Origin of the sequence: Pseudovibrio sp. Ad26 (assembly GCF_001623285.1) — a bacterium.
Taxonomy (GTDB): Bacteria; Pseudomonadota; Alphaproteobacteria; order Rhizobiales; family Stappiaceae; genus Pseudovibrio; species Pseudovibrio ascidiaceicola.
Genome location: NZ_LMCE01000063.1, coordinates 20,933 through 37,562, shown reverse-complemented (window position 1 = coordinate 37,562; position 16,630 = coordinate 20,933). Strand labels below are relative to the sequence as shown.

The window sequence follows — 16,630 nt, the reverse complement described above, 5'->3', positions numbered from 1 at the left end:
TTTTCCTTACACCCGAACTTTCATGGTCTCAGCTCGTTCAGCGAGACGATATAGCTGGTCACGACCTGGGTGATAAGGCTCTGGCCAGTAAACACCTTTGTCGCCAAGATCAGCAGCTGCGTGCAGCGTCCAGTACGGATCTGACAGGTGCGGACGTGCCAAGCAGACAAGATCTGCGCGACCAGCCATCAAAATGGAGTTTACGTGGTCTGGTTCGTAGATGTTGCCGACCGCCATGGTTTTCATGCCAGCGTCATTGCGGATGCGATCAGAAAACGGCACCTGGAACATGCGGCCATAAACTGGCTGAGCCCGAGTACTGGTCTGACCTGCGGAAACGTCACATATATCAACGTCAGCAGCATCCAGCATGCGGGCGATTTCTACGGCCTCATCTGGTGTAAGGCCTTCGTCTTCCACCCAGTCAGTTGCCGAGATTCGCACGGACATTGGTTTGTCCTTTGGCCATGCCTCACGCACCGCCTTGATGACTTCCAGCGGGTATCTCATGCGGTTTTCCAGTGATCCGCCGTATTCATCCTCACGTTTGTTGGTGAGTGGTGAAATGAAGGAGGACAGCAGATATCCGTGTGCGCAGTGGACTTCAATCATGTCGAAACCAGATGCATCTGCCATCTTCGCCGCGTTCACAAACTCTTCTTTCACACGGTCCATGTCCGCACGGTCCATCTGCTTTGGCGTCTGATTTTGCTCAGACCAAGCAATTGGAGAAGCTGCGAGAAGTGGCCAATTGCCGTCTTTCAGCGGTGCATCCATCTCTTCCCAACCAAGTTGCGTCGAGCCTTTTGGACCGGCATGACCAAGCTGACAGCAGATCTTTGCGTTGCTGTGCTCGTGTACGAAGTTGGTGATACGTTTCCAAGCGGTTTGGTGTTCAGGTGCGTAAAGGCCCGGGCAACCTGGTGTGATGCGACCATCAGCGCTGACACACGTCATCTCAACAACAACCATGCCTGCACCGCCTTTGGCGCGTTCGCCATAGTGAGCAAGATGCCAGTCTGTGGCTGTCCCGTTTTCTGCCTTGTACTGCGCCATTGGAGAGACGACCACGCGGTTGATCAGGTCCATTTCTCGCAGTTTGAACGGAGCGAACATTGGTGGGCGCGGAGCGTTATCGGTGTCTGACACTCCTGCCTGATTTTGGAACCAGCCTTCCGCTGTGCCTAACCATTCTGCATCGCGTTCACGAAGGTTTTCATGAGAGATGCGCTGTGAGCGTGTCAGAAGCGAGTAGTTGAACTGAACTGGGTCCAGATGCAAGTAACGTTCGACATTTTCGAACCATTCGAGGGAGTTACGAGCTGCAGATTGAAGCTTCAGAACTTCCAGACGGCGCTCATCCTCGTATTTCTGGAAGGCGTCTTGAATAGAGTTTTCGCTGTGCAAGTAGTCTGCCAGTGCGATGGCGCTTTCCATGGCAAGCTTGGAGCCCGAACCGATGGAAAAATGTGCGGTTGCTGCGGCATCGCCCATAAGAACAAGGTTTTCATGGGACCACTTATCGCAGAGCACACGCGGGAAATTGATCCAAGCAGAGCCACGGACGTGGTTTGCGTTGGTCATCAACTCATTGCCGCCAAGATGCTTTTCGAAAATCCTCTCACAAGTCCGGCACGATTCAGCCTGGCTCATGTCAGCAAAGCCGAACGCCTCATAGGTCTCTTCTGTACACTCTACAATGAAAGTCGCGGTATCATTGTCGAACTGATAGGCGTGCGCCCAGATCCAACCGTGTTCTGTCTCTTCAAAAATGAAGGTGAAAGCATCGTCGAATTTCTGGTGAGTGCCGAGCCAGACGAATTTGCATTTGCGGGTGTCGATGTCTGGCTTGAAATACTCAGCAAACTCGGTGCGGCTGGTGGAATTCAAGCCGTCTGCTGCTACAACGAGATCATAATCTCCCATGAACTCTTTTGCGCTTGTGTAGTTGCGCTCGAACTCCATGTTTACGCCAAGCTTTTTAGCCCGGTCCTGAAGGAGCAGAAGTAGCTGCTTGCGGCCAATACCGCAGAAGCCATGACCGCTGGAGACGTGGCAGGTATCTCGGTAGTGAACCGCGATATCATCCCAGTAAGCAAAGTGCGCGCGGATGGCTTCAGCGCTTTTTTCGTCGTTGACCTTGAAGTTGTCCAGTGTCTCATCTGAAAGAACAACACCCCAACCGAAGGTGTCGTCAAACTTATTTCGCTCGATGACTGTGACCTCATGTTGAGGATCTCGTAGCTTCATGCTGATTGCGAAATAAAGACCTGCCGGGCCGCCTCCAAGACATGCGACTTTCATTGCTCTCTCCCCCTTAGGCTGCAACTGCCTAATTCCAACTTGAGATAAGCGTGACAGGTTTTTTAAATTATTTCAAACATAAAATATCTAAGCATAAAATATGTGAAATGCTGCCGGTTTTCGGTTTAACATGCTGTATTTTATGAATTTATTTTTGATTTGTAGCGAACTGTTTTACATGGGTAGGAAAATATATTTATCACGCAGGTGTCGCTGATATATCTATATCAGCACGAAATGCGGAGTTCTGGCAAGCAATGATTCTGTATAGGTATCATAAAAAATGCGACGGCCTCAGACCGTCGCATGTGCTGGAAACTCGATTTCCTGACCATCGAAGGCGGGTGAAACACCTTCTGGAAGGTCTGTCTGCAAGCGCCGATAATCCAGATCGCAATGCAGGTTAGTGAGGATGCTCTTGGCAGGCTTCATCCTCTCAATCCACTCCAATGCATCGTTGACGCAGAAGTGGCTTTGGTGTGGCTTCTGACGTAGTGCATCTACAATCCATGTATCCAGCCCTTTCAATGCATGAAAGCTGCTGTCCGGGATGTCGTTGACGTCAGGTGTGTATGCCAGATCCTGAAAGCGAAAACCCAGTGCATCAATGTCGCCGTGATGAACGAGAAATGGGAGCGCAGTGATTGGGCCCCCTGCTCCGTCGATGGTGACAGGTACTCTATCCGTCAGGCGGTTCTCGCTCAAGATGGGCGGATAACCGGAACCTGGTGGCGTAACAAAGCAGTAATCAAAGGCAGAGCGGACGCGCTTTGATGTGAAGTCATCCATGTAGACCGGCACTTTGGCACGCTGCATGAGTGCGAAAAAGCGCAGGTCATCAATACCATGCAAGTGGTCTGCATGGGCATGGGTATAGAGTACTGCGTCCACTTGTGTGACGCCGGCTGCCAGCATCTGCTCACGCAAATCCGGCCCGGTATCGACGATTATCGTTGTCGTGCCTTTTTCAGAGAACCGCTGGACCAGCAAAGCACATCGACGGCGGCGGTTTTTGGGTTCATTGGGGTCACATTCGCCCCAATCACCACCAATCCTTGGTACGCCGGTAGATGAGCCGCAGCCCAGAATAGTGACCTTAAAATTGCTGGTCATCGGTCCTCTCAAAATAGAATGGCAGTACAAGCCGCGTTAGTTTAGCCAATTAAGCCGGATGTGGCACTTTGGAAAACAGGCGCAGGAAATTTTGTGTCGTGGCTTTGGCCATTTCCTCTTCAGAAACACCCAATGCTTCAGCCAAAACCTTGTTGGTGTGCGCCACATAAGCTGGTTCGTTACGCTTGCCACGCCATGGCTGCGGCGCAAGATACGGAGCATCTGTTTCAACAAGAAGGCGATCCATCGGAAGTTCTGCTGCGATCTCGCGCAGTTCGGTGGAGCGCTTAAAGGTCAAAATGCCGGAGAAGGAGACGTAAAGACCGAGCTCCAGTCCTTTCATTGCCAGCTCCTTGCCAGAGGAGAAGCAATGAAGCAGAGCTGGAAAGCTGCCAGCTTTCATTTCTTCTTCTAGGATGCGCATCATATCTTCATCTGCATCGCGGCTATGAATCACCAGCGGCAGCTGGGTTTCACGTGCTGCTGCGATGTGGGTGCGCAGCACCTTTTCCTGATCTTCTGGAGATGCGTTGTCGTAGAAGTAATCCAGACCAGCTTCTCCGATTGCGACGACTTTGGGGTGCTTTGCAAGCTCCACCAATTCTTCAGTGGTGACGTCGGTTTCTTCTCCGGCCTGATGCGGGTGGGTTCCAACAGAGCAGTAAACGCTGTCGTAGGCTTCAGCTATCTCTTTGATCTGCTCGAACTTGCGGACACGTGTGCAGATGGTGACCATCAGTTTGACGCCAGCTTCGTGGGCGCGCTCGATGATCTGGTCGCGTTCTTCTGCGAAATCCGGAAAATCCAGATGACAATGACTATCAACTAACATGGTCACAGCAAAAGCGCCTCCAGCGCGATTCTGTCAATAGGTCCTGTAGACCTCTTGTTTTATCTCAGCGGTAAATACCAGCGTATTTACCTCATAAAAAAGGGAGGCATATGCGCCTCCCCTTTAAGCTACATAATCTGGCGTTTTATTCCGCTGTTTCCGGCTCAACATAGCGCGGGAACACACCCTGTGGCTTCGGCAGATCACGACCACCTTGCAGACGACCAGCTTCACCCAACAGTGCGAATGAGCGTTCGTCTTCGTTCAGCACCAACAAGTCCAGCAGTTTGGCTGCGGAGCCCGGCATGACTGGCTGTGCGAGAATGCCAACCTGACGGATGATCTCAGCGGTGGTGTAAAGGACGGTGGCCATGCGCTCGGGATCTGTCTTCTTCAGTGCCCAAGGTTCCTGAGAGGCAAAGTAGCGGTTTGCTTCGCCAACCGTTGACCAGATACATGCCAATGCATGGTGGATTTCTTGCTTAGCCATGAAACCACGGCACTTTTCGAGCATCTCATCAGCTTGCTGCAAGATTGCCTTGTCTTCAGCAGAGAACTCGCCCGGAACTGGCAGTTTACCCTCGCAGTTCTTGAAGATCATGGAGAGCGAACGTTGTGCAAGGTTGCCAATGTCATTGGCAAGGTCTGCGTTGATGCGGTTCACCATTGCTTCGTGGTTGTAGTTGCCATCCTGACCGAATGGAACTTCACGCAGGAAGAAGTAGCGAATTTGGTCGAGGCCGTAGGTTTCTACCAGATCGCGTGGTGCGATGACGTTGCCCAGAGACTTGGACATCTTCTCACCAGAGTTGAACAGGAAACCGTGAGCAAACACACGCTCTGGCAGAGGTACGCCTGCAGACATGAGGAATGCTGGCCAGTAGACTGCGTGGAAGCGAATGATGTCCTTGCCGATGATATGAGCGTTAGCAGGCCAGAACTTGGCCATTTCGCCGTCCAAATCCGGGTAACCAAGCGCAGTAAGGTAGTTGGTCAGCGCATCGACCCACACATACATGACGTGCTTCTCGTCACCTGGCACCGGGATGCCCCAGTCAAAGGTGGTGCGGGAGATGGACAGGTCCTTCAGACCGCCTTTGACAAAGCTCATGACTTCTTTGCGGCGCGCATTTGGACCTACGAAATCCGGGTTCTTCTCGTAGAGCTCGATCAGCTTGTCTTCGTAAGCTGAGAGACGGAAGAAGTAACTTTCTTCTTCGACCCATTCGACAGGTGTGCCCTGAGGGCCGTAACGAACGCCGTCTTCGCGAACTTCGGTTTCGCCTTCCTGATAGTAGGCTTCGTCACGTACGGAGTACCAACCGGCGTAACTGTCTTTGTAGATGTCGCCAGAATCAGCCATTTTCTGCCAGATTGCCTGACAGGATTTATAGTGACGCTCTTCGTTGGTCTGAATGAAGTCGTCATTAGAACAGCCCAGCATCTCCACCATTTCGCGGAAAAGCTTGGAGTTCTTATCAGCAAGATCTGAAGGTGACATGCCTTCCTTGACGGCGGTCTGAAGCATCTTCTGACCATGTACGTCGGTACCTGTCAGGAAGTGTACTTCTCGGCCATCCAGTTTCTGGAAGCGGGCCAGCACGTCAGTTGCAATTGCCTCGTAGGCATGGCCGATATGCGGCTCACCATTTGGGTAGGAAATTGCTGTTGTAATATAGAAAGGCGATTTTTCTGTCATATCCTAAAGCGATCTTTTGATCCGGGATCTAAATCTGGAAAGTTCTTTGGGTTTGTGGCCCAAAAAGACGTAGGTCAGCTCGTGCTTGCTTTCCGCAGGTCAGCGAGAAAAGACAATACAACTTGCTTGCGATCGAGGTTTAAAGCATCTGCTGTTGAGGCAGCGCGGCCCACCTTTTCCCACAAGTCGGCCCACCTGACAAGCGCATCCGGCTTTGTGCTTGCATCTTTACGCAATTGATTGCTCAAGAATGTGCGGGTCAGCTCCAAAAATGTGTTCCATGCGTCTTCTGCGCCGCGTGCCGAAACTTTATCTGCAAAGCTGTGCGCACGGATCATATCCAGATTGGTGACGGTTTCGACCAGGCCCGTAAACTCCTGCGCAATTTGCAGTGCTCCGCCGTTTGCTGCCAATGCAGCCTGACGCAAACTGCCATCTGCCAGCGTGTGAAGAGCCTGCGTGTTGCCTGATGGGGCGCAGCCCATTTCAGTCAGCGCTTGCTCAATAGTCTGCTCTTCCAGTTTGCGCATGGATAGCTTGCGGCATCTGGAGCGTATTGTTGGTAAAAGACGTCCGGGATTGTGCGAAAGCAGGATGAAGAGCGATTGCTTTGGTGGTTCCTCGAGAATCTTAAGCAGAGCGTTAGCTGCTGACTGGTTCATGTCATCAGCGGAATCAACAAGGCAGATGCGCCAGTTTCCACCTGCTGCCGTTGATCCAAAGAAGCCTGTGGTCTTGCGCACTTCATCAACAGGAAGGTCGCGCTTGAAACGCTTTCCTTTCAAGTCCCATGGACGCCGCAGATGCAGAAGGTCTGCATGAGAACCTGCGGCAATCATTTGAGAGCTATGGCTTTCTGGCGGGACGTACAGGCTGTTTGCAGCCATCACAGGCGTAGAAAAGCGGTCCGGGTGCTCCAGTATGAAGCGTGCGAAACGAAACGCCAGTGTGGCTTTGCCGATGCCTTTGGGACCGCCGAGGATCCATGCATGATGAAATCGCTGCGATCTGTAAGCATCAAGCAATTCGGTTTCTGCTAGTTCGTGGCCGTAAAGGCGGGATTGCTCGCGCGGCAGCGGAAGGCCTTCGACCTCGTCGAACTCAGGGACTTCTTCGATTATGGGAGCTTTCGCCATACTCTCTTTTCCCTGATTGCCTACGGACGTGCCGTATCTTGTTTGATCTGCTCTTCAAAGCGGCTTTGGACGGCCTGCCAGATATCTTCAGTCACTTTGTCCTGAGACTGATCACCATCAATCACAACAATGCGTTCTGGTTCATTACGGGCCATGTCCAGAAACATTTCTTGTCTGCGACGGTGCGTTTCCAAAGTATCTGTTTCAAAGCGATCCGGACCATCAAATTCGACAGGAGCAGTACGCTTCGAGACACGGGCCAAGCCGACTTCAGGTGTCACGTTGATCAGCAAGGTCATGTCAGGATTATGGCCCGCGATTGCGACCTGTTGCAAGGCTTCAACTGTTTGCGGAGGCACGCCGGATTCACCCTGATAAACGCGGGATGAGTCGGCAAATCGGTCGCACAGGACCCATTTGTCATCATCTAGTGCTGGCTTGATCAGCGTGTCGATATGGTCTGCGCGGGCAGCTGCAAAAAGGACTGCCTCAGCCGTTACGCCATAACCTTTTGCAGCACCGGACAGCAGGACTTCGCGAACGAGTTCTGCGCCTTGAGAGCCGCCCGGTTCACGTGTGGTGATCGCTTCAATGCCTTTGGACGCGAGCTTGTCGCGTAAACGCTGAATTTGAGTAGACTTACCGGCGCCCTCGCCACCCTCAAAACTGATAAAAATACCCGGCAACGTCGAACAGGCCTCCAAGACCTTCGGAAGTCAGTAGATCTGAAATCCGGTTCTCTAGAACAACTGGTAGAAGAACTCACCTAGCGCGTCCCAAGCACGGCCTTGCAGGTCTCCCATGGCTACATCCTCTCCTGTAACCAGTGTTGCCCGATAAATCACGTCATTTTTGGAAAGAACCTGCAGTTCTCCAACTTCCATTCCCTCTTTAATCGGTGCGGGTATGGGGCCGTTGTAAACAACGCGCAGTTGGTATTTGTCTTTTTCGTTGGGGTTGATGAGCGTTGCTACTGCGTCATTTGTCTTCAAGGAGACTGTTGTTCTCTTGCCGCCATACACTTGTGCGTCGCTGACAAGATCGCCTTTGCGGTAAAACTGTTCGAGTTTAAGACCGGAGAATGTTGGCAACAGCAGGGTTTTCATGTCCTGAACGCGATCTTGCATCGTCGGGGATGCTGCAATAGCGGCTACATAGCGTCGACCGTTGCTATCAAGCGTTCCAAGCGCAGCAAAGCCTTCTCTCTCAGAGAAGCCGGCTCCAAACCCATCAAGACCTTCGATATCCCGAATAAGCGGGTTCTTGTTGCGCTGAGTGATTTTGTTCCAGGTAAAGCGATCCATGGAAAACACAGAATGTAGCTCAGGCTCATGTTCCAGGACATACGCCGCCAAGATTGTCAGGTCTTCCAGTGTCGTTTTGTGGTTCTCGTCAGGAAAACCCGTCGGATTGGTAAAATTGGAATTTTCCATGCCAATGGATTTGGCAAGCTTGTTCATCTCCCGCGCAAAATTAGCTTCACTGCCTGCGAGCCCCTCTGCCAGAATGATAGCAGCATCGTTGGCGCTCTGAACGATAAGGCCATACATCAGGTCATTCACGGGAACAGAGGAGTTCAGGCGGGCGAACATGGTGGTGACGCGTGCGGGTGCGCCGCCTGTCCGCCAGGCATGTTCGCTGACCTTGAAGGTGGTTTGCGGGGTGATGTCACCGGCATGCAGTGCCTGCTGCACCGTTACGGCGGTCATTAGCTTGGTGAGATTTGCCGGGGCAAGCAGAACCTGAGAGTTTTTTGAGAAGATTAGTGACTTGTTGGAGAAGTCATAAAGAGTGGCTGCTTTGGCTTTTATCTCAACTGCATGAGCTGCTGGAGATGCGAGTAGTACGCAGAGCACCGTTGCTGCTATCGCTGAAAATCTCCAGCAACCCGGAGATAGCCAGCGCTTAAAGTTGCTTAGAGATTTATGCTGTTTGCACTTCTGCCACCCAACCTGCACGCCTGTGTCTCCCTGAATGTTTTTAGAGAGGCTATGCTACGCCCCATCCCCTAAAACAAACACTAACGCAGGTCAGCAGACTGGGTAAAGCCGTTTAAAACTAAATGACTTAGTGTTTTTGACCAGTACGAGATTGCAGCAGTAAGTTCTTCAACCCAGTTCTACCTGAAAACGACTTAAATGCCTCATGTGCACTGTTGAGCCTTTGCTGTGACGAGTAAGAGGAAACTGCGTTTCCGCTCTGGAACGCTGGTGCACCGCCACTTGTTGGTGTTTTATAAACACCAGAACTTGGCGGTGGAAGGATTGAGCTGCCAAAGGATGTTGAAACTGGCTGTACAGCAATCGCAGGTTTAGGCGCATTTGGGTTTGCGTTTGTCGCAAGAGCGCTGTTGATGCGGTTCTTGAAGTTGGATACGGACGCGACCTGTGTCGTGCTTAAGTTGCGCTCGTACACCACAGCTGGATCAAGCTGGCTGGAATTGAACGCCAACACGTTTTGTGCCGCATAAATTGGTGTATCGTACGGCCTGCTTTTTGGCATCGGAGCCGGGCCGGAAATTCGGTTCACAGGATTTGCAAAGGCAAACATGGTGCGCGGAGCAGAGTTGCCGCCGTTCCACTTTCCGCCATTGCCAGAATAAGATGCCAGTAGCTTCTTCTCGTCCTGTCCATGAAGAGGTGCGCGGCTGACGTATTCAACTCGAACCTTTGCGACGCCGCTGGATTTGGTGCCTAACATTCCTGCTACGCGCTCAGACAGATCAATCACGCGATTATCGTGGAACGGTCCACGGTCATTCACGCGCACAATCATGGAGCGGCCGTTTTGCAGGTTTGTCACCTTAGCATAGCTTGGCAGAGGCATTGTTGGGTGCGCTGCTGTCAGAGCATTGCGATCAAAGATTTCACCGTTTGCTGTTTTGCGGCCATGGAAGGTTGGGCCATACCATGATGCCTTGCCGGTTTTCTTGTAGTTATCGTCCCGTTTGGGATAGTACCATTTACCAGCCACCTTATACGGTTTGCCGACAACGGCGCGTCCGCCCCCTTTGGGAACTGGCTTGGTGCCCTTCACCACACGAGGACTTGCAGCTACGCCATATTTCTTTTCACTGAACTTCACTTTGTCTGTGCCGCCACCACAGGCTGCAATGCCTGCGCACAAGGCAACCACAGATATGCTGGTCGCTACACGTTTGATCGTTTCGGGAGCTGGCGCTTTCACCGAATAGCCCCAATTCAGTAAAGAAGTCATACCGTTGTTACTCACTACATGTTCGGCACTGACGGATTTCAGTCTGCTTGAGCAAAAACACCCGAGCTCACTACAAACTGAACCAATATTAAAAAGATAGCCGATAAACCTTAACTGAATCCGATCAAAATGTCTCCACAAGAAAGGGAGATTTTTGTCAAGGCTAACTTCCTTAGGGGAATTGGCGGTTTTGGCGGGGCTGTTTGATTCCGCTGTGAAAAAATTAAATTCATGCTGTGGAACAAGTTTTTCGCTGGCTTGACTTTGAAGGCCGCATGAACCAAATAGAGCCCACACCACACAGCCGGAGAGGTGGCAGAGTGGTTGAATGCACTGGTCTTGAAAACCAGCGGGCGTGGAAGCGTCTCGTGGGTTCGAATCCCACCCTCTCCGCCATCTATCTTATTGATAGGTAATACAAAAGAACCCACCTTTATGGTGGGTTTTTTGTTGTCTTGCTTCTGAAGGCACGCTCCCAGTTCAGGTAGTTTTCCGCTAAACCTCCCCAATCAAACTCTCTATACTGGCCATCAATAAACGAGCGGCTGGAAGTGTTTAGCTCGTAGCAATCAAAGAATGCCTTAGCGAGATCTACCTAATGGACAGGTGAATATGGTTACGCCAGACTGTCATTTTATCCGCGGGGATTTTTATCATGAAGCGATTGAGCTTAGCTGGTGCTTTAACCTGCTTATTTGTGTTGCCTGTTGCTGCACAGACGACTGAGGAAATGATCAAAGAGATCTTCCTGGTCGATACCATGGATAACTTTTGCGATATCGGCATCAATCATGAGCGGACGTTGGACTATATTCGAGACAACAAGCTCAAAGCGGCACCGCATTATATTGTGCTGGTTCAGGAAAGCATTCGTCTGGCAGGAGAAGTGCAACACACACTGGAAGATGCAGAGGAAGACGCAAGCGGAGTTGTGTGCATCCAATTGAGCGAGCGAGCGAAAGAGCTGGGTCTTGTGGTGAGGTGAGCTAGAGGCGTCTTGCTTGCCTGCAATAAAAAAGAGCTGCAATCGTGTGATTGCAGCTCTTTGTGTTTGTTGAAAATACCAAACTTTTAGTCTTGTGAGATCATTGCGGCCGTCATCAGACGATAGGTGATCTGAGCTGCCGTGAAATCCCATGCGGCATTTCCATCTGGCGCCAGTTCAACCACGTCGAGACCAACGCATTTGCGGCCTTTTAGTGCATGCTCTACCAAGTGCAGTGACTGGTAATATCCAAGGCCTCCCGGCACAGGGGTCCCAGTTGCTGGCATCTGAGAGGGATCGAGGCCATCTACGTCAAAGGAGATGTAGATGTGCTCAGGAAAATCCTCTGGCAGGTCAACAGTGTGCAGCCCTTTGGTGACCAGTTCTTCTGCGTCGACAAAAAATACTTTGTTGTCTTTGCGGCTGTCCATCTCCTGCTGGCAAAGCGCGCGAACGCCGAACTGTACCAGAGAGTTCCCCTCTTCTACTAGGAGGTTCATGACAGAAGCATGGGAATGCTTTTCGCCCTGATAAGCGATGCGAAGATCTGCGTGCGCATCAATTTGCACAATGCCTACTGGCTTGCCGAGAGCACGGGCCACGCCTGAGACTGCGCCGTAGGACAAAGAATGCTCACCCCCCAGAGTGACTGGAATTTTGCCTGCTTTAACCGCGTCTTCTGTACGTTGAGCGAGACGCTCCATAACTTCTGGCAGAGGTCCGTCGCAGTCGACTGGGCTTTGCGTTGCAATGCCGGAAGCGCATGGCTCAACGCCATTACAGCCGCGCTCCAGCTCATTGCTTGCCTCAATGATTGCTTCGGGGCCTTTTATTGTACCCGAACCATAGGAGACGGTGCGTTCCAGTGGGACCGGAATAATCGTAAAGAGAGCGCCTTCTGCTTCGCGTTCTGCTTCAGTCAGCTCACTGTCAAGAAAAACAGACATTTCGTACCTTTAGGAAAGACGGTTCAGGAAGTCGTTGTAAGAGAATTCGCGAATGATCTTGAGTTCATCGCTTTCAGAGCTCCAGAGCGCGATTGTTGGCAGAGGAACGCCGTTGAAGGTATTGGTCTTAACCATGGAGTAGTGAGCTTGATCGAGGAAAGCAAAGCGATCACCAACATTAAGTGGCTTTGCTCTGGTGTAATCGCCAATCACATCACCTGCGAGGCAAGAAGGGCCGCCAAGGCGGTATGTATGCCCCTCCTCCGCTTCATCCAGCATCGCCGGACGATAGGGAGCCTCAATCACATCTGGCATGTGGCAAGTTGCGGAAATATCGACAATCGCCAGATTCATGGTGTTAATTGGTAGGTCCAACACTTCACCAATCAGAATGCCCGCGTCCAGCGCGAGAGCTTCGCCCGGCTCCAGATATACCTCGAGTCCGGTTGTTTTGCGTACATCTTTGATGAAGGCAATCAGCGCATCGCGGTCGTAATCTTCACGGGTGATGTGGTGGCCGCCGCCGAAGTTGATCCATTTCAGTTGTGAGAAATATGGTTCAAGCTTGTCTTTTATCGCTTCCCACGTGCGCTGGAGCGGTTCGAATTCCTGCTCACACAATGTGTGCATATGAATGCCGTCAACGCCCTTCAGCGCCTCTGCATTTAATTGCGAGATTGGAAAGCCTAGGCGAGAACATGGAGCACATGGGTCATATTTCTCGACCTCACCTTCAGAGTGCTCAGGATTGATACGCAGGCCTACGTCTACATTGTGCTCAGCAGCGCAGATGTTTGGAAGGAAACGATCTTTTTGAGCTGGTGAGTTGAAGATCATGTGGTCGGTATAGCCAATGATCTCATCAATCTCGCTTGCTTTATATCCAGCGCAGAACGTTGCAACTTCTCCGCCGTATTCCTGCCGGGCAAGGCGTGCTTCATAAAGCCCCGATGCACAGGTGCCATCCAAATATTCGCGCACCACTGGCGCTAGCGCGAACATGGAAAAAGCCTTCAGTGCAGCGAGGACATGAGCGCCTGAGCGGTCTGCTACGTCCTTAAGTACAGAGAGGTTGCGGCGAACCGCAACCTCATCAACGACAAAACAGGGACTTGGCACACGGGAGAGATCAAACTCTTTGAAGGCCCCCGCATCACCAGCCTGTGTCTGCATCATTTCTGCCATGAGCTTAGAACTGAACCGGACCGTCGAGCTCATGAACCTGCCAAGGCAGGCCGTGCTCATTCAACATGTCCATGAAGTTGTCTGGATCCAGCTGTTCCATGTTCCACACGCCCGGCTCATTCCAGTTCCCTTTCAGGATTTGGGCGGCACCAATCATCGCAGGTACACCGGTGGTGTAGGAAACAGCTTGAGAACCTACTTCTGCATAGCACTCTTCGTGATCACAGATGTTGTAGATGTAATAGGTTTTTTCGCCAGAGCCGTCTTTTGCCTGACCCGTTGCAATGTCACCAATGCAGGTCTTGCCTTTGGTCAGCTCGCCCAGATCGCTCGGATCTGGCAGAACAGACTTCAAGAACTGCAGAGGGATGATTTCCTTGCCTTCATGCATAACTGGCTCGATAGAGGTCATGCCGATACCTTCAAGCACGCGTACGTGGTTGATGTAAGCATCGCCAAAAGTCATCCAGAAACGCGCACGTTCAATTTCGGTGAAGTGCGTTTTCATGCTTTCCAGTTCCTCATGGTACATGAGGTACATGTTTTTCTCGCCAACGCCTGGGAAGTCGAAAGCAACTTTGTGGGTCATTGCAGGTGAGCTGACCCAGTCGCCTTTTTCCCAATGACGCGCATCTGCCGTTACTTCACGGATGTTGATTTCCGGGTTGAAGTTGGTTGCAAATGCCTTGCCGTTGTCGCCGCCGTTACAATCGAGAACGTCGATTTGACGGATGGTCTCGAGCTTGTGCTTTTTAAGCCATGTTGCAAAGACGGAAGTAACCCCTGGATCAAAACCAGAACCGAGGATAGCTGTCAGCCCAGCTTCTTTGAAGCGTTCCTGATACGCCCACTGCCAGTGGTATTCGAACTTTGCTTCGTCTTCCGGCTCGTAGTTGGCGGTGTCCAGATAGTTGATGCCTGCTTCGAGGCATGCATCCATCAGCTTCAGGTCCTGATAAGGCAGCGCCAGATTCACCAGCAGCTCCGCGCCGCTCTCTTTGATGAGTGCGACAACAGCCGCGACGTCCATCGCGTCAACTTCAGCGGTCTTGATGGTAACGCCGGTCTTTTCCTTCACGCTTTTTGCAATGTCATCGCACTTGAACTTGCGGCGAGATGCGAGCGTAACTTCGGAGAACATGTCCGAATTCATTGCCATCTTGTGTACGGCTGCGGAGGAAACACCGCCTGCGCCGACTACCAGAGTCTTACTCATGTCTATTCCCCGGTCCTTGGATTATTCGTAATAAGTGTAGCCGTTGATGCTGTCGCGGTAAGCGGCAACCAACGTGCGTCGATCAGCGTTCTTTAGTGTGCCGGCGGAAACCGCCTCATCAATGAGTTTGCGGAAGGCATCTACGCAGTCGCGCGGATCATACTCCACATAGGAGAGAACCTGTGAAATCGTATCGCCCTCAACTTCCTGAAGCAGATCAAATCCACCGTCAGCTCTCAGGTCAATTGTTGCGACATTGGTGTCGCCAAATAGATTGTGTAGGTCACCCAGAGTCTCTTGATAGGCCCCTACAAAGAAAACGCCAAGATAATATGGCTTGCCTTCTTCCAGAGTGTGCACTGGTAGTGATGGTGAGATGCCATCTGCCAGAATGAACTTGTCGACTTTGCCGTCGCTGTCACAGGTGATGTCAGAAAGAACGGCGCGGCGATCCGGTGCTTCATTCAGACGTTGTAGCGGGACAATCGGATGGAGCTGGTCAATTGCCCAGACGTCTGGCAGGGACTGGAAGAGAGAGAAGTTACAATGGTAGATATCTGCCACCTTCTCCAGCTGTTCGTCGATCTCAGGAGCGACACCTCGTGGCGGGGCCAGTTCCTTAATCTTGGACATGAGGTGCAGATAAATGCGCTCAGAACGGCCCATCTGACGCAAATCGATATATCCACGCCGGAAAAGTGCGCGCAATTCATTGCGGTAGAATGAAGCGTCGTTCAAGCATTCCTGAAGCCGCTCTGCATTGAGGTAACCTTCCACAGCTGCAAGGTCTGAGACCATGTGGTGATCATCTTCTTCAGGCTTTGGTGCGGTTGGTGCATCAAACAGCGTTGCTTCGAGCACGTTGAAGAGCAGCATTGAAGATGTGGCGACTACGGCACGGCCACTTTCGGTGATCAATGTGGGGTGCGTGAGTTCCGCCTCATCCATTGCATAGGCAACGGTTTCCACCACATTGGAGCAGTATTCTTCGACCGAGTAGTTGGTTGAGTTCTCAATCGCTTTTTTCTCACCGGTGTAGTCAACACCAAGGCCGCCTCCCAGATCCAGATGGGTTAGTTCGGCCCCTTCCCTCGTCAGCTCAACAAAATAGCGGCAGGCTTCACCTACAGCGCGGCGGACATCGTTGACGTCTGGTACTTGTGAGCCAAGATGGGAGTGCTGTAGCTTCAAGCAATGTAGCAGTTTCGCATCGCGCAGCTTATCGATGACCGCGACCAGCTGATCGGTGTTCATGCCAAATGTGGACCGATCACCTGAGCTTTCTTCCCACTTGCCGCCAATCTGATTGGTAAGCTTTACTCGCACACCAAGTAGAGGCTCTTCGCCGAGCTCTTCAACCACACTAATGACGGTATCAAGTTCTTTTGGGCTTTCCAGCACGATGATGGTGTTAAAGCCCAGTTTGCGAGAAAGAATTGCGAGGCGAATGAACTCTTCGTCTTTTACGCCGTTACAAACAATGAGAGCGTCTTTTGGCAAGCGGTGCGCAAGGGCAATGACAAGCTCAGGCTTGGAACCAGCTTCCAGACCGTAGGAGTAAGGACGGCCAAACTCAACGATACGATCAACGACTTGCGCCTGCTGATTGACCTTGATCGGGAAAACACCGCGATATTTGCCTTTATAGCCGACGCGATTGATTGCATCTGCCATGGAATTGTTGATGTGAGCGATTTCGTTTTGCAGGAACGAACTGACGCGCAGCAAAAGTGGAGAATGGATACCACGTTGTTCAAGGTCGTGAACGATCTCCGGCAGACTCACCTTGGGAGCGTCCGGCATCAAAGGATTACTAAGTGCTATATCGCCGTTTGGCAGCACAGAGAGAAGATCTTTACCCCAGCGCCCCATACCGTAGACGGCATGGGCAGTACCTTGATTATTTGGCAACCATTTATCCCCTTCCAGAATTGATTTCGCCCCATTTACTCATGGTCTTCCCATCTGACAAGCCCAATATTGGTGTTCTAAACATC

At 51.6% G+C, this 16,630-nt stretch carries 13 protein-coding genes and 1 tRNA gene; 2 read left to right on the top strand and 12 right to left on the bottom strand.

All coding sequences use genetic code 11. The annotated features are described in order from the left end of the window. Positions 1-6 precede the first annotated feature (6 nt). From PsAD26_RS15560 to PsAD26_RS15525, 8 genes are all read right to left on the bottom strand, one after another. On the bottom strand, positions 7-2,304 hold the full coding sequence (locus PsAD26_RS15560) for a bifunctional salicylyl-CoA 5-hydroxylase/oxidoreductase (protein ID WP_063311187.1): 2,298 nt from the start codon (positions 2,302-2,304) through the stop codon (positions 7-9). Positions 2,305-2,598: 294 nt separating this feature from the next. Further along, the gene (locus PsAD26_RS15555) at positions 2,599-3,417 is read right to left on the bottom strand and encodes an MBL fold metallo-hydrolase (protein ID WP_063311186.1); all 819 of its coding nucleotides are present in this window, start codon (positions 3,415-3,417) and stop codon (positions 2,599-2,601) included. 49 nt (positions 3,418-3,466) lie between these two features. Beyond that, positions 3,467-4,249, bottom strand: a complete 783-nt coding sequence (locus PsAD26_RS15550) for a TatD family hydrolase (protein WP_063311185.1) — start codon at positions 4,247-4,249, stop codon at positions 3,467-3,469. 145 nt (positions 4,250-4,394) lie between these two features. Beyond that, a complete protein-coding gene (metG, locus tag PsAD26_RS15545; RefSeq protein WP_063311184.1) occupies positions 4,395-5,948 on the bottom strand; it encodes a methionine--tRNA ligase in 1,554 nt (517 codons plus the stop codon). A gap of 74 nt (positions 5,949-6,022) precedes the next feature. Beyond that, a complete protein-coding gene (locus PsAD26_RS15540) occupies positions 6,023-7,084 on the bottom strand; it encodes a DNA polymerase III subunit delta' (protein ID WP_063311183.1) in 1,062 nt (353 codons plus the stop codon). Between the two features lie 20 nt (positions 7,085-7,104). Then, positions 7,105-7,770 carry a dTMP kinase gene (tmk, locus tag PsAD26_RS15535; RefSeq protein WP_063311182.1) on the bottom strand — a complete coding sequence of 222 codons (666 nt, stop codon included), beginning with the start codon at positions 7,768-7,770 and terminating at the stop codon, positions 7,105-7,107. A gap of 54 nt (positions 7,771-7,824) precedes the next feature. Next, complete coding sequence (locus PsAD26_RS15530) at positions 7,825-8,940, bottom strand: D-alanyl-D-alanine carboxypeptidase family protein (protein WP_063311304.1); 1,116 nt, start codon at positions 8,938-8,940, stop codon at positions 7,825-7,827. A gap of 211 nt (positions 8,941-9,151) precedes the next feature. After that, positions 9,152-10,300, bottom strand: a complete 1,149-nt coding sequence (locus PsAD26_RS15525; protein ID WP_063311181.1) for a septal ring lytic transglycosylase RlpA family protein — start codon at positions 10,298-10,300, stop codon at positions 9,152-9,154. 306 nt (positions 10,301-10,606) lie between these two features. Here PsAD26_RS15525 and PsAD26_RS15520 point away from each other — a divergent pair. Both PsAD26_RS15520 and PsAD26_RS15515 read left to right on the top strand, forming a co-directional pair. Then, positions 10,607-10,696, top strand: a tRNA-Ser gene (locus PsAD26_RS15520). A 259-nt stretch (positions 10,697-10,955) separates the two neighbouring features. Continuing rightward, the gene (locus tag PsAD26_RS15515; protein WP_063311180.1) at positions 10,956-11,285 is read left to right on the top strand and encodes a hypothetical protein; all 330 of its coding nucleotides are present in this window, start codon (positions 10,956-10,958) and stop codon (positions 11,283-11,285) included. An 86-nt stretch (positions 11,286-11,371) separates the two neighbouring features. On the opposite strand, the gene speB is transcribed toward PsAD26_RS15515, so the two are convergent. From speB to speA, 4 genes are read right to left on the bottom strand one after another with little or no spacing between them, the layout of a single operon-like run. Beyond that, positions 11,372-12,232 carry an agmatinase gene (gene speB / locus PsAD26_RS15510; protein WP_063311179.1) on the bottom strand — a complete coding sequence of 287 codons (861 nt, stop codon included), beginning with the start codon at positions 12,230-12,232 and terminating at the stop codon, positions 11,372-11,374. Between the two features lie 9 nt (positions 12,233-12,241). Then, positions 12,242-13,477 carry a carboxynorspermidine decarboxylase gene (nspC, locus tag PsAD26_RS15505; RefSeq protein ID WP_208985718.1) on the bottom strand — a complete coding sequence of 412 codons (1,236 nt, stop codon included), beginning with the start codon at positions 13,475-13,477 and terminating at the stop codon, positions 12,242-12,244. Continuing rightward, positions 13,422-14,633 (bottom strand): saccharopine dehydrogenase family protein, encoded by a 1,212-nt coding sequence (locus PsAD26_RS15500; protein ID WP_063311177.1) that lies wholly within the window; start codon positions 14,631-14,633, stop codon positions 13,422-13,424. The genes nspC and PsAD26_RS15500 overlap by 56 nt, the downstream gene beginning before the upstream one ends. A gap of 21 nt (positions 14,634-14,654) precedes the next feature. Next, the gene (speA, locus tag PsAD26_RS15495) at positions 14,655-16,544 is read right to left on the bottom strand and encodes a biosynthetic arginine decarboxylase (RefSeq protein WP_084403694.1); all 1,890 of its coding nucleotides are present in this window, start codon (positions 16,542-16,544) and stop codon (positions 14,655-14,657) included. Positions 16,545-16,630: the final 86 nt, after the last annotated feature.